Here is a 12819-nt window from a genome sequence, read left to right on the forward strand (position 1 = left end):
AGGGAAAATTCTCTTAATTTGGCCTTAATCCTGATCCTCTACTGTGATGTAGATTGCATTGCATTTGTATCTCGGTACTTACTTTTTTAATAAAACCGGCTTGGGCAATGACGTTTCTCTAGGCTTAGCCGCATGACAGATATCGGGCATTTACTCACATGACTCCTATATTAGGAATATTACTGGCGACCAGTTTTGTCGCCTCTTTGGTGGCACTGGGCATTCTTGTCTGGGCCGTGGCAAACAAGCTGATCTTCGTTGGGAAGAACGAAGCTGAGACCATCTTCATGAAAGGTGAGCTTGGTCAGCCTGATGACAGTGCTTCCTTTGGGGGGGAGAACGAAGCACATACTCATCGTTTTGACGTTTTACGCGCGGGTATTGACCGCAGTGGTCGGGGGCCGGTTCTGCTCCTGGTCACGGTCGGGATTACCTGGCTGCTGATTGGTTCGGTGTTTGGCGTAATGGCCTCACTGAAACTGCACTGGCCCGATTGGTTGGCTGACGTGGCACAAGTGACCTTTGGTCGGGCGCGTACCTTGCACCTGAACATCGTGGCTTATGGTTGGCTGTCGGTGACCGGGATTGGCGTGGCGCTGTGGCTGTTGCCGCGTATTTTTCATACGCCTTTGCGTCGCCCCAATATGGTGTATTTTGGCGCTGCGCTGTGGACCCTGGGGGTATTGGGCGGCACGATTGCCGTGGCCAATGGCTGGTCCGACGGGATCGAATGGCTGGAATTCCCCTGGCAGATCGACATTCTGCTGGCGGTAGGGGGCTTTTTCCTGGCCTGGCCTGCGATTGAAACTGCAGCCAACCGCAAGTCGCGCCATATCTATGTGTCGGGCTGGTACTTCCTGGCCGGCATGGTCTGGTTTCCCTTCCTGTTCCTGGTTTCCAACATTCCTGGTCTGCACATCGGTGCGCAGCAAGCAACCGTGAACTGGTGGTTTGCCCACAACGTGCTGGGTCTGTGGCTGACACCGATGGGTGTGGGTGCGGCCTACTACATCATCCCCAAGATCATCGGCAAGCCCGTGTATTCCTACAACGTGTCCTTGCTGGGCTTCTGGAGTCTGGCGCTGTTCTACAGTCAGGTCGGTATTCACCACTTGATGGGTGGTCCGGTGCCAACCTGGGCCGTCACCTTGTCCGTGGTGCACAGCATCATGATGTTTGTGCCGGTGATTGCCGTGGCCATTAACCAGCACGTGACGGTTGCGCAGAACCTGTGGGCCTTCAAGCAATCCATGGCCCTGCGTTTTGTCTGGATTGGCGCGTTGATGTACACCTTGTCCTCCTTCCAGGGTTCGCTGGAAGCAATCCGCTCGGTGAACTCGGTTACGCACTTTACGCATTACACCGTCGGTCACGCTCACCTGGGCGCCTACGGTTTTGTGTCCATGGTGATGTTCGGCACGCTGTATTACATGATGCCGCACATTCTGGGACGTCGCTGGCCCTTCCCGGCCCTGATCAAAACCCACTTCTGGCTGGTGACTGCAGGCTTCACGATTTACGTGTTGGCCTTGAGTATTGCTGGTGTGGTGCAGGGCATGGGCTTGATGGACCCAGGTTCAAGTTTTGGCGAGATCACTCGCAAGATGGTTCCGTATCTGGAAGCCCGCTCCATTGGCGGCACCATGATGACGCTGGGCCACTTTGTCTTTGCGGCTCACTTTGCCTTGCTCTTGCTGCGCAAAGGTTCCGCTGTTAATGCGACTCCTACACTTGCTCGGGCAGATGCGTCATGAATCGACTCTTACCTTTACTGATCGGGGCCATTGGCGTTTTGCTGCTGGCGACCTTGATGCTGGTGATTTTGCCAGCCTGGCAACTGCGTACCTCGGAACCGCCGGAGCAGTTGCAACCTTATACCGCCCAGCAATTGCTGGGGCGTGACGAGTATGTGGCCAATGGCTGTTTGTACTGTCACAGCCAGCAGCCACGCTCCACCGGTCAAACCCTGTTTGATACGGCACGTGGCTGGGGCCGTGCGTCCACACCGGGCGATTACTTCTACGATTCGCCCCACCTGCTGGGCACCATGCGTACCGGCCCTGACCTGTTCAACGTCGGTGCGCGCATGAAAAGCCGTGACTGGCATTTGACCCATCTGTATCAGCCCCGTGCAATTTTTGACTGGAGCCTGATGCCGTCCTATCCCTATATGTTCGAGCTGAAAGACCAGCTTGCCGAAGGTGACGTGGTGGTGCGTTTGCCGGAATCCCTGCAGCCTGCGGGCAAGCATGTGGTCGCCCGCAAGGAAGCGCTGGATTTGGTGGAGTACCTGCTGGCTCTGGATCGTACTTACGCGACCAGCGCCCAGGAACTGGATAAACGTGACCGTGGCTACGATCGTCGCCCCGCTGAAGCCTCGACGGATTCGGGCGCTAAATAGGACAAGTCATGACAATGGAAAAAGTTTCTAGTTCGCCCCAGGTCGAGAACATCGACCCCACCTTCGAGCCGTGGGAACCGCCGCGTCCCATTCCGATTTTCCTGTTGGCTGTGCTGTTCGCCTTGGCTCTGGCCGGTGTGGGCCTGTACCTGCACGATCTGGCACCGCATGCCGCAGCGGATAAGCCAACTGCGCCTATCGTTGCCTCCAATGCGGGTGGTGTTCCTGTGGTGCCGGCCATTCCTGCCTTGAAGGATGCGCCTGTGCTGGTGCATTCGGGGCAGGGCAGTGTATGGAGCTGTGCCTCCTGCCACGGCGAGGCCGGTGAAGGCGCGGGCATCACTCCGCGTTTGGCCGGTATGCCCGAAGCGTATCTGCTCAAGCAGCTGGAGGATTTCGCGCAAGGTACACGTTTGAACGAGTCCATGCAGTATGTGGCTCGTGGCATGAAGCCTGAAGATATGAAAGAGCTGGCTTCTTACTACGCCAAGCTGCCTGCTCCCGCCATTAATGTGCCCAGTTCGGAAGCGAACCTGGCCCGTGGCGAAGCCCTGTTCCATAAAGGGGACTGGAAGCAGAACGTGCCCGCATGTATCAGCTGCCACGGCAGTCAGGGTGAGGGTGTAGGTACGTCCTTCCCGCCCTTGGCCGCGCAACAGGCCGAGTACTTGTTCAGCCAATTGTCGGCCTGGAAAGGTGGCCATCGTCACAACTCGCCGCAAAGCCTGATGGATGACATTGCATCGCGCTTGTCCTACGAGGACCTGTATGCGGTTTCCTACTACGCCGCCTCGCTGCCAGCTCATGGCAAGCAGGCGAAATAAGATCAGAACAGAGAGCTTCTTATGAAAGACACTCAAAAAAATGGTCGCAGTAAGTCCACCATGTCGGGTGGACGCAGACTGGCCTGGGGGGCCGGTATTGGTGTGCTGCTGTTTGCGATTGGCTATGGTTTGAATGCCAAGGGCTGGTTGTCCTTTTCCCTGGGCTCGCCCGACAAAGGCACCATTCAGGTGGGCGAGGCCACGTATAGCCGCGAGGCCATGGAAGCCGATCGCAAGGCGCAGAGCAAGGACAAGCATTCGGTCACGGCCGGTATGCCGGTGGGGGCGGATGGTTACTACGTGCCACCACCAGAGAGCAGCATTCCGGATACGCCGTATGGCGAGGCGATTCGTCGCGGTCACAAGATTTTTATGGAAACCTCGACCACGGTGTCGGATCACGTGGGCAATACCTTGGCTTGTGTGAACTGTCACCTGGACGGTGGTCGTCGTGAGCACTCCGCACCTATGTGGGGGGCCTATGTCAGCTATCCGGCCTATCGTGCCAAGACCAAGGCGATCAGCACGCTGGAAGATCGCATTATTGGCTGTTTTACCTATTCCATGAATGCGCAGGCTTCGTCTTCGGGCATTGCCCCTCCGGCTGGCAGCGATATATACCGTGACTTGATGACGTATATGTACTGGATGTCCGATGGGGCGCCTACAGGTCAGAAGCTGCCGGGTGCGGGTTTCCCCAAGGTTAAAAAGACCGAGCTGGGCTATGACGTAGCACGCGGTAAAGAGGTGTACACCAACAATTGTGTCTTGTGTCACGCGGTGGACGGCCAGGGTCAGAAGGATGCGGAAAGTGATGTGGTGTTCCCGCCTTTGTGGGGGCCCAACTCCTATAACTGGGGTGCGGGGATGGCTCGTATTGATACGGCTGCCGGTTTCATCAAGGCCAATATGCCTTTGGGTAAACCGTTTTCCTTGTCCGATCAGGATGCGTGGGACGTAGCGGCGTATATCAACAGTCATGAGCGTCCCAAGGATGCTCGTCAGAAGGGGACGGTTGAGCAGGCTCGTGTGGAGTTCCACGATGGCGAGGAAAGTTACTACGGTAAGGAAGTGAACGGCGTGATTGTGGGTGGAGGTGTGGAGAAGTAAGCCTTTGGCCTGTTTGCCGTTTGTTTGAAGATGAGACCGCCTCAGTTTCTTTTGGGAATTGGGGCGGTTTTGTTTTGGGCTTCTTCTTCTTCTTCTTCTTCTTCTTCTTCTTCGTCTTCTTCGTTTTTGGCCCTTGTAGAGCGGAGCTGTACCCGAAGCAGGAGGCTGGCGAAAGAAGGAGACAAGGAGTGCAGAGAGGCTGCATGTTTGAATAGTGCCTCGTGATAACGCCGGTCTGGGCCGGGGGCCGTCCTCCGGGCTTGGCTCCTTGCCGGTGCTGCGCACCGGTACCCTGGTCAGGCTTGCTATTCGGGCGCGTCCTGAACTCGCGAAAGTGCCTTGTCCCCCGGACAAGGCACAAGCATTTCGCTCAAACAGCAGGACGCTTGAACCCCGAATAGCAAGCCCGCCTGCGGCAAGAAGCCTGAATCGCCCAGAGGACGGCCCCCGGCCCAGACCGGCTCACAATGACTATAAATATGCGGCCTTTTTCCTTCTTGCGGCAGAAGGATTGTCTTTGTAAATAATCGCTGAGAGCTGTTTCGGTCCTGTTGGGGTGTTGGGGCGATTCAGAGTACTGGCCGCAGGCGAGGGCTCAATCGGGGGTGCAAGCATCCTGCTGTTTGAGCACGACGCTTATGGTTTGTCCGGGGGACAAACCATCGTGCGAGTTCAGGATGCGCCCCGATTGAGTCCTCGACAAGGGGACCGGTGCGCAGCGCCGGCCAGTGCTCAGCCCCGACACCCCAACAGGACCGAAACAGCGTTTCCCCAGAGACTAATCTTGCAACTACAACCCATAATCGAAAACAAAGCACACCTACAAAGCCACCAATCGCTTCAAATCCAGCAAGGTGAAATGCCCATGATCCAGCCACCCGCCGGTATCAATGAAAAACACATTCCCCAGTTGCCGCATTTGATGAGTCGTCTGATGCCCATGCACCAAAGCCCGCAGCCCTCCCACCATGCCATCGTATCCAGTCACATAGCGATCTCTGGACCACATACAGACATAGTGATCATTGGCATCAAAACTCTCGGTATGGATATGTTGCCAATCATCGTAAGGAAAGTCGGCATGCACCATGCCCACCAATCCCAAGGGCGTTTCAATTTCCATTGCCAAAGGCAGGGCTTGCAGACCTTGGGCGATAAGTGCCTGCTCGTCCGGCGTGCAATCGTCCAGCCATAGCCCGCCGTGCACACGATGATCCACTTCCTGAATGGGCTGCCCAATTGCCCGCCGCCAGGTCAGCTGCTCGTGATTGCCACAAATCGCATGAAACCAGGGCAGGTCCAGCCATTCCAGAACATGGTGCGACTCCGGGCCGCGATCCACCAGATCACCCACCGAAAAAAGCCGATCCTTGGACGGATCAAAACGAATCCGCTTTAAAGACGCTTTCAGCTTGCTGAAGCAACCGTGAATATCGCCAACCGCAATATCCCGCCCCAAGGTGTTCTGGCTGAAGTGTGCTACCTGCATGATGATGAAATCCAGACTAGGTGAAACGTGCTCATCACGGTACTCAGAGCAGCAGGCCGAGTCAAGAAAGCAGAAAAAGCGCAATCACACATGCTACAGAGCGGCCCATAGAGAAGGGATAGAGTTGTGATTTGGCTGCAGCCGGACGAAGCTTGGGGTCAAGCTGCGCGTACAGAGCGGCTTGGTCTAAAATCCTTTGATCCTTATATCTTCTCTATCTGAATTCCGAGGTTTTCATGTCTCAAACCAGCACCCCCGTTGATCCGGACGGCCTGCTTGAATATTCGGTGGTCTACACCGACCGTGCCTTGAACCATATGTCCAAGACCTTCCAGGAAGTGATGCGTGAAATCTCCCGCACGCTCAAACAGGTCTATCAGGCACATTCGGCGATTGTGGTGCCGGGCAGTGGCTCGTTTGGCATGGAAGCGGTGGCCCGTCAGTTTGCAACGGACCGCAAGTGCATGGTGATACGCAATGGCTGGTTCAGCTACCGCTGGACTCAGATTTTTGACATGGGCTCCATCCCTGCAAGCACCACGGTTCTGAAAGCCCGCCCGATCGAGGAAGGCAAGCAGGCTGCTTACGCACCGGCTCCTATCAAAGAAGTGGTCGCCGCGATTCAGGCTGAAAAACCGGCCCTGGTGTTCGCCCCGCACGTGGAAACCGCTTCCGGCATCATGTTGCCCGATGACTATATGCGTCAGGTAGCGGATGCCGTGCACGCGGTGGGCGGTCTGTTTGTGCTGGACTGCATTGCATCGGGCACCGTGTGGGTGGATATGAAGGATGTGGGTGTGGACGTGCTGATCAGCGCTCCGCAAAAAGGGTGGACCGGCTCGGCATGTTGCGGTCTGGTGATGTTGAGCGAGCGCGCTCGTCAGCATATTGAAACCACGACCAGCACCAGCTTCGCCTGCGATCTGCGCAAGTGGCTGCAGATCATGGAAACGTATGAGAATGGTGCTCATGCCTACCACGCAACCTTGCCTACGGATTCCTTAAAGGTGCTGCAAGAAGCGATGGCCGAGACGGAAGCTCTGGGTTTTGACTGGATTCGCAATCGTCAGCTGGAGTTGGGCCGCAAGGTGCGCGCTTTGCTCAGCGAACATGGTTTCCGCAGCGTGGCTGCACCGGGCTTTGAAGCGCCGGGCGTGGTGGTGTGCTACACCACGGACGACGGGATTCATTCGGCTGCGAAGTTTGCCAAGGCCGGTTTGCAAGCCGCTTCGGGCGTGCCGTTGCAGTGTGATGAACCAGCCGATTTCAAGACCTTCCGAATCGGTCTGTTTGGCCTGGACAAGCTGAACAATCTGGAACGCTCGGTGGAGCGTCTGGCCAAGGCTTTGGATGTGATTGAAGCGCAGTAAGTCGTTGTCATAGCCCTGGCCCAATGAGAAGGGAGCCTAGAGTGGCTCCCTTTTTTATTCCTGCAGCAAACAAATGTTTGGCTTGATTCTGTTTGCCAGCTATCGACTCGCATCCTCAAGGTTTTTTTGGTGCTTGATTGAGCTCACCCATGGCAAAGGCCAGGTTTACGGAGCCGACCAAACCTGCCGTGTGGGCCATGGTCTGGGCTTCTTGTGCTCCCAATAGACCGCTGTGGGCTTCGGTCAGCAAGGTCATGCCAGTCAAGCCTTCCTTGTAGGACTCCAGTGCACCTTGGTAAGTGATCTGCGCGGCTTCGACCAGGCTGCTGGCGGCTTGATGCGACTCCAGGGCGGCGCGTAGCGCGTCGGCGGCGATGATCATTTGCTTGTAGGCATCCTGCTCGGTTTTGGCGACGCGCTCGCGTGCAGTGTCAGCACGTAGCTGGGCCTCACGTACTTGTTTGTTGCGTAGTCCGGCGTCGTAGAGCGGGATATTCAAGGCCAGCACGGCTCCTCGGGAGGAGGATTGCGGGCTGACTTCGGGCAGGCTGCCTACGCTTAACGAACCCAGCCGTTTGGAGATGAAGCCCATCAAGGCCAGCTTAGGCATGAAGCTGGCTTCTGCAGAGTCTATGCCGGCCAGACTGGCCTGGTGGGCTGCTTGCAGGGCCTGCACATCGGGGCGTTGGGCGATGGCTTTTTTCAGTGTGTCGTTGCCCGGAATATCCAGGTCGTTGGGCAGGGGGCGGGTAGCGCTGTCCGCAACTTTCAGCTCCGTTTCGGGTGACAGGCCGATGGCGCCCAACAAGGTTTGGTAGGACTGGCGCGCCAGGGTACTGGCATTCACATGGTGTAGTCGGGCCTGGGCCTTCAGTTGCCTTGCCTGGGCGACTTCAATATGGGTGCCCAGTCCATTGCGTTGACGCTCCAGGGCGATGTTCTCGATAAGGGCGGCATTTTTCAGGCCCTGAGCGGAAATTTTTTCGCGCTGGCGGGCCGAGTTGTAGTTGAAGTAGCTGATGGATACTTCAGCAATGACAGCCTGATGTACCCCGCTAAAGGCAATGCGGCTGGCCATGGCCAGTTTGTCGGCCGCCTCTTGCAGGGCGGCGCGTTTGCCAAAGTCGAACAGCAGCCACTTCAAGGTCAGGGAAGGGACGGCACCACTTAAATGGGTGTCGTAGTCCACATCGACTTCTCTGCCCAGAATATTCACGCTGCTGTCGCGGTCGCTGCGCATATAGCCGCCCACCACGCTGGCGGAGATCAAGGGCAGGTAGGTGCTTTCTACCATACCGGCGGCTTCGGCTGCTTGTTGAGCCTCGCCCCAGGCAATGCGGGTGCTGGGGTTAAGGCGTTGGGCCAGGTCTATCAGTTCAGGCAGGCTGTATTCATGATTGGCCTGTACGCTGGGCGCAGGCTGGCTTTGATCAGGGCCGCTGTATTCGGCCAATGTCAGGCGGGGTGGTTCCGGCGCATCTTGCTCGGGCATGGGCTGGGCCATGGACTTGTGATCGGGCGCCGCGCAGGCGGCCAGCGTAAGGGCAGCCATCACAGCCAAAGTAAGACGCAATGCAGGAAAACAAGACATAGACATAAATTCAGGGTGCAGCAGAGTGAGTCAGCAGCGTAGCAGCATACTGCTGTCCGCCTTCCAGGACGAGTTGTACGGCCATGCAGACCAGTAAAAATCCCATGATGCGCGAGATGGCATCGACGCCGTTATGCCCGATCACCCGCACGATGCTGAGCGAGGAGCGCAGGCAAATGAAAAAGATCAAACCGATCAGGATGGCCAGAATGATGGGCGTGGCCACCAGCACCCATTCTGCATAGTGTCCGCGCATGCCGGCCATTTTCGAGGAGGCACTGATGACCAGCGCCATGGTGCCGGGCCCCACCGTGGAGGGCAGAGTCAAAGGGACAAAGGCGATATTGTTGTGGGCGGCGGTGTTCTGATCGGCTGCTTTGGAAACCACGTCGCTGACGGTCGGCGGAAACAACATGCGAAAGCCGATATACGCCACAATCAGCCCGCCCCCGATTCGCATGTCCACCATGGAAATGCCCAGCGCCGACGTAATCCACAAACCGGCGTAGTAGGTAATCAGCAAGGCAAGAATGACATACAGCGTCGCCTGACGCAGTTGCTGCTTTTTCTCGGCGGCGCTCAGGGTTTCGCCCAAAGACAGATACATCACCATCGAGGTCAGGGGATTGGCCAGGGGCAGCAAAAATGCCAGCCCCAGGCCGAGCAATTTGAATAACTGCATCAATTCGTTAGGCATGGGCATTCCTTGATGATGAAGTTTCAGGCGGGCAGGGCGTTCTTGTAAATCTTGCCGTCCTTGATGATCAGCAGCAGGTTCTGCTCGGGCTGTTCCAGAAAGCTCAGGCTTTGCTCGGGTTCGCCATCGATCAGCAACAGGTCGGCCAGAGCACCGGGCCGGATTACGCCCAGTTCGCCTTCATAGGGCTGACGCAGGCCAGACAGCTGCAGCAGTCGGCCATTGTCGCCCGTCGCCATTTTCAGCACTTTGAGCGGATTGTAAAAACGGGTCAGCTTAGACAACATGCGGCCATGGTGGGGCAGATGGGCGGGGGTGAACAGAATGTCGGTGCCCCAGGCGGTCTGGATCTGGTATTTGTCTGCCAGCTCGTAAGCGCGCACGGTTCCAACGGCCACTTGTTGCTGCTTGGCTTTGCTGCGCGGGTCGTGCTGGACGTTGGCGTCTTCATCGGCCAGAAAGGGTTGCAGGCTCCACCACACGCCTTCGCCTGCCATCATGCGGGCGGTTTCCTCGTCGGCAAGCTGGCCGTGCTCGATGGATTTCACGCCTGCCTTGATAGCACGCTGGATACCACGGGCGCAGTACACGTGCACCATCACGTAGGTACCCCAGTCGCTGGCGGCACCCACGGCGGCGCGCAGTTCGGCATCGCTAAATTGCAGTCCTTCCAGCGGGTCGTACAAGGAGGTGACGCCGCCCCCGGCCATCAATTTGATCTGGCTGGCACCCAGCATCAGTTGCTCACGAACACGGCGCAGGACTTGATCGGCACCATCGGCAATGCAGGTGACTCCTGCTCGTTCGGTGTGGCTTAGCTCGCCTTCTGCGCGCGGGACTTCGTAGCGCATACGGAAATCGGCATGGCCACCGGTTTGCGCAATCATGGCGCCGCTAGGGTAGATGCGCGGGCCATGCAGCAGGCCCATATCAATGCCGCGTTTCAAGGAAAAGCTGGGGCCACCGGCATCGCGCACGGTGGTGAAGCCGCGCAACAAGGTGCGCTCGGCTTCTTTGCTGGCAATCAAATGCAGGTCGGCCGGGTCGGCCATCATGGCGGTCATCTGGTCGACAGCACACAGGAGGCTATGCCAGTGGGCGTCGATCAGGCCAGGCATCAGGACTTTGTTCTGGCAGTCCATGACGGTGGCGTCGGCCGGAATCTCGGCAATCGGCATCACGGCGGTGATGCGGCCCTGGTCAATCTGGACGGCCAAGCCTTTTTTCAGCTCCGTTGTTTCACCATCAAACAGGCGCAGATTGCTCAGAATCAGTTTGGGAGCCAGGGCAAGAGGCTTTTGATCCAGAGCATTATTGGACTGAAAGGCCAGGCTTGCGGGGGTGGCGTTGGGTGCAAAGCTGGCTGCTGCGCTCAAGCGCTTGTGGATGAAGGGAATGGACGGGTGGGCGCAAACGCAGGCAGGCAAGCCGTGACGGTAAGCTTGGCGTTGTTGGCGCAGGGCAGGGGACTGGCCCAGGTAAGAATAAGTCTGCATGGCGTCCTAAAAATCAAAGATAAAAAAAAGGAAGGCGGACTCAAGACATACGCAGTTCGATCAGATCCAGCAGGCGGACCCTCTCGCGAGCGATTTCATCGGATATCTGGTGTGTGCGAGCTAGAGTGTAAACGGCATCACGCGCGGCATGGATGGCTCGGATTTGCATGTCTTTTTCCAGTGCTTGCTCTGCCAGACCCTGCTCGCCTCCCTCTTCCTGGGGGCTGTGAGCAATATTGCTCAGAACTCGATCGGCCATGGCCGTATAACGGGCTCCTGACGACTCGGGATTGTGGGCAATCAGCTCATTCAATGTTTGCGCCACCGATTGGGCGCTGGCGTGACGCACTGCTTGCTCGGCCCGTTCCTCTTGTTCCTGACGTCGACGCAGGGCAGGGAAGGAGACTCGTTTCATTATGGGGGGCAAGGCCAGGCTGGCCGTCAGCAGTGACACGATAATGACCACAGAGGCCAGAAAAATAGCCAGATCCCGGGCAGGAAAAGGACTGCCATCGGTTAGAGTGAGCGGCAAGGTCATGACACCGGCCAAGGTGACGGCACCCCGTACCCCTGCAATGGACAGCACCAGCACCAGGCGCGGGTTGGCTTGTGCGGTTTCGCCATCATGATGCAGGCCCAGCAGGGACAGGCCGCGTCTTAGCCACAGGTAGGCGTAAACGCATAAAAAGCGCAGCAAAATCAGGGTGGTACACATGGCGACCGCATAGACCAGCAGCCAGGCTGGATTGTGGTGGCCAGTCTCCTGGACAACCTGTACCGCTCCGCGAAAGATAGCGGGAAGTTGCTCGCCCAGCAGGACGAACATCATGCCATTCAGGCTAAGTTGCAGGGTGTCCCAGACGGTCTTGCGCTGCATACGGGTGGCCGCCAGTGCATTGCCTGAGAGCTCGGCATAGCTCATGGTCACGCCTGCCGCAACAGCGGCCAGAATGCCGGAGGCCTCCATTTGTTCGGCCAGGAAATAGGACGCAAAGGGCAGGAGCAGACTGAACAGAACTTCTGGTCCTGGCTCTTCGCCCCAGCGGCGTACAAAGAGATTACGCAGAAATAGCAGGGCGCGTGTGGTCACCACACCAACGACCAGACCGGCCAGCGTTAGCCACAGGAAGTTCTGGCTGGCAGAGGTGATGGAAAAAGAGCCACCCAGCGCCAGGGCGACAGCAAGTCGGAACGCAACCAGACCGCTCGCATCATTGAACAGCGATTCACCCTCCAGCAAAGCCTGTAGCCGTGGAGGCAGAGGCACGCGGCGGGTAATGGCCGAAACGGCGACTGGGTCAGTAGGCGAGACAATGGCGGCCAAGGCAAAGGCCACGGGCAAAGGCATGGCAGGAATGAGCCAATGCAGAACGTGGCCTAATCCGAATACCGTTAAGAAAACCAGGATGAAGGCCAGAACCAGAATGCCGATTCGGTCCCGAATTAAACTTTCCTTGGAAATGCGCCAGCCGTCCAGAAATAATAAGGGTGGCAGAAAAAGGTAAAAGAACAGATCCGGATTCAGGGTCATCCCATGATTGAACCAACCGGCAATCAGAAAGCCGAGCAGAATCTGTACGAGAGGGGCAGGGATGGCAACAGGTATTATCTTGACCACGCTGTTGCTGATTAAAACGGCGGCCAGCATGCTTAAAGTCAGGTTTACGTCATCCATGGCAACTCTGTGTAAATAACTGAGGTTATCGAGACCCTATCAGAAAGATGTTTGTCACTATACTCGTGAAAATGATAGATACACAGTTGCTTAATCCGGCAGGGATATAAAGGATGTATTTGAACAGGCTCAGGTACAATTCTTCGCTGCGATCCGGGCGCAATGC

The 12819-nt window shown here is 57.1% G+C and carries 10 protein-coding genes; 5 read left to right on the plus strand and 5 right to left on the minus strand.

Annotation, left to right across the window (positions count from 1 at the left end):
• Positions 1-158: 158 nt before the first annotated feature.
• The 4 genes from DUD43_RS06860 to DUD43_RS06875 are packed head-to-tail and all read left to right on the plus strand — an operon-like array spanning position 159 to position 4335.
• Positions 159-1754, plus strand: a complete 1596-nt coding sequence (locus DUD43_RS06860) for a cbb3-type cytochrome c oxidase subunit I (RefSeq protein ID WP_153229675.1) — start codon at positions 159-161, stop codon at positions 1752-1754.
• Positions 1751-2401, plus strand: coding sequence for a cbb3-type cytochrome c oxidase subunit II (locus DUD43_RS06865; protein ID WP_153229676.1), 651 nt, complete (start codon positions 1751-1753; stop codon positions 2399-2401). Before DUD43_RS06860 ends, DUD43_RS06865 begins: the two co-directional genes overlap by 4 nt.
• An 8-nt stretch (positions 2402-2409) precedes the next feature.
• A complete protein-coding gene (locus tag DUD43_RS06870) occupies positions 2410-3225 on the plus strand; it encodes a c-type cytochrome (RefSeq protein ID WP_153229677.1) in 816 nt (271 codons plus the stop codon).
• Between the two features lie 21 nt (positions 3226-3246).
• Positions 3247-4335 carry a c-type cytochrome gene (locus tag DUD43_RS06875; RefSeq protein ID WP_153229678.1) on the plus strand — a complete coding sequence of 363 codons (1089 nt, stop codon included), beginning with the start codon at positions 3247-3249 and terminating at the stop codon, positions 4333-4335.
• Positions 4336-5155: 820 nt separating this feature from the next.
• Here the strand turns inward: DUD43_RS06875 and DUD43_RS06880 are convergent.
• On the minus strand, positions 5156-5824 hold the full coding sequence (locus tag DUD43_RS06880; protein WP_153229679.1) for a metallophosphoesterase: 669 nt from the start codon (positions 5822-5824) through the stop codon (positions 5156-5158).
• 236 nt (positions 5825-6060) lie between these two features.
• Here DUD43_RS06880 and DUD43_RS06885 point away from each other — a divergent pair, with 236 nt between their 5' ends.
• Positions 6061-7194 (plus strand): aminotransferase class V-fold PLP-dependent enzyme, encoded by a 1134-nt coding sequence (locus tag DUD43_RS06885; RefSeq protein WP_153229680.1) that lies wholly within the window; start codon positions 6061-6063, stop codon positions 7192-7194.
• Between the two features lie 115 nt (positions 7195-7309).
• On the opposite strand, the gene DUD43_RS06890 is transcribed toward DUD43_RS06885, so the two are convergent.
• Genes DUD43_RS06890 through DUD43_RS06905 form a run of 4 tightly spaced genes read right to left on the minus strand, consistent with a single transcriptional unit; the run spans position 7310 to position 12653 of the window.
• Positions 7310-8746, minus strand: a complete 1437-nt coding sequence (locus DUD43_RS06890; RefSeq protein ID WP_228125922.1) for a TolC family protein — start codon at positions 8744-8746, stop codon at positions 7310-7312.
• A 49-nt stretch (positions 8747-8795) separates the two neighbouring features.
• Complete coding sequence (locus tag DUD43_RS06895) at positions 8796-9482, minus strand: MarC family NAAT transporter (RefSeq protein ID WP_045931676.1); 687 nt, start codon at positions 9480-9482, stop codon at positions 8796-8798.
• 23 nt (positions 9483-9505) lie between these two features.
• Complete coding sequence (locus DUD43_RS06900; RefSeq protein ID WP_153229682.1) at positions 9506-10978, minus strand: metal-dependent hydrolase family protein; 1473 nt, start codon at positions 10976-10978, stop codon at positions 9506-9508.
• 40 nt (positions 10979-11018) lie between these two features.
• A complete protein-coding gene (locus DUD43_RS06905; protein ID WP_153229683.1) occupies positions 11019-12653 on the minus strand; it encodes a Na+/H+ antiporter in 1635 nt (544 codons plus the stop codon).
• Positions 12654-12819 lie beyond the last annotated feature (166 nt).

The sequence above is a fragment of the Alcaligenes faecalis genome (genome assembly GCF_009497775.1).
Classification (GTDB): Bacteria; Pseudomonadota; Gammaproteobacteria; order Burkholderiales; family Burkholderiaceae_B; genus Alcaligenes; species Alcaligenes faecalis_D.

What these genes read in the sequence shown, in the direction of transcription:
- DUD43_RS06860 (WP_153229675.1), top strand. Translation starts at nt 159, where the DNA reads ATGACTCCTATATTAGGAATATTACTGGCGACCAGTTTTGTCGCCTCT.
- DUD43_RS06865 (WP_153229676.1), top strand. Translation starts at nt 1,751, where the DNA reads ATGAATCGACTCTTACCTTTACTGATCGGGGCCATTGGCGTTTTGCTG.
- DUD43_RS06870 (WP_153229677.1), top strand. Translation starts at nt 2,410, where the DNA reads ATGACAATGGAAAAAGTTTCTAGTTCGCCCCAGGTCGAGAACATCGAC.
- DUD43_RS06875 (WP_153229678.1), top strand. Translation starts at nt 3,247, where the DNA reads ATGAAAGACACTCAAAAAAATGGTCGCAGTAAGTCCACCATGTCGGGT.
- DUD43_RS06880 (WP_153229679.1), bottom strand. Translation starts at nt 5,824, where the DNA reads ATGCAGGTAGCACACTTCAGCCAGAACACCTTGGGGCGGGATATTGCG.
- DUD43_RS06885 (WP_153229680.1), top strand. Translation starts at nt 6,061, where the DNA reads ATGTCTCAAACCAGCACCCCCGTTGATCCGGACGGCCTGCTTGAATAT.
- DUD43_RS06890 (WP_228125922.1), bottom strand. Translation starts at nt 8,746, where the DNA reads ATGGCTGCCCTTACGCTGGCCGCCTGCGCGGCGCCCGATCACAAGTCC.
- DUD43_RS06895 (WP_045931676.1), bottom strand. Translation starts at nt 9,482, where the DNA reads ATGCCTAACGAATTGATGCAGTTATTCAAATTGCTCGGCCTGGGGCTG.
- DUD43_RS06900 (WP_153229682.1), bottom strand. Translation starts at nt 10,978, where the DNA reads ATGCAGACTTATTCTTACCTGGGCCAGTCCCCTGCCCTGCGCCAACAA.
- DUD43_RS06905 (WP_153229683.1), bottom strand. Translation starts at nt 12,653, where the DNA reads ATGGATGACGTAAACCTGACTTTAAGCATGCTGGCCGCCGTTTTAATC.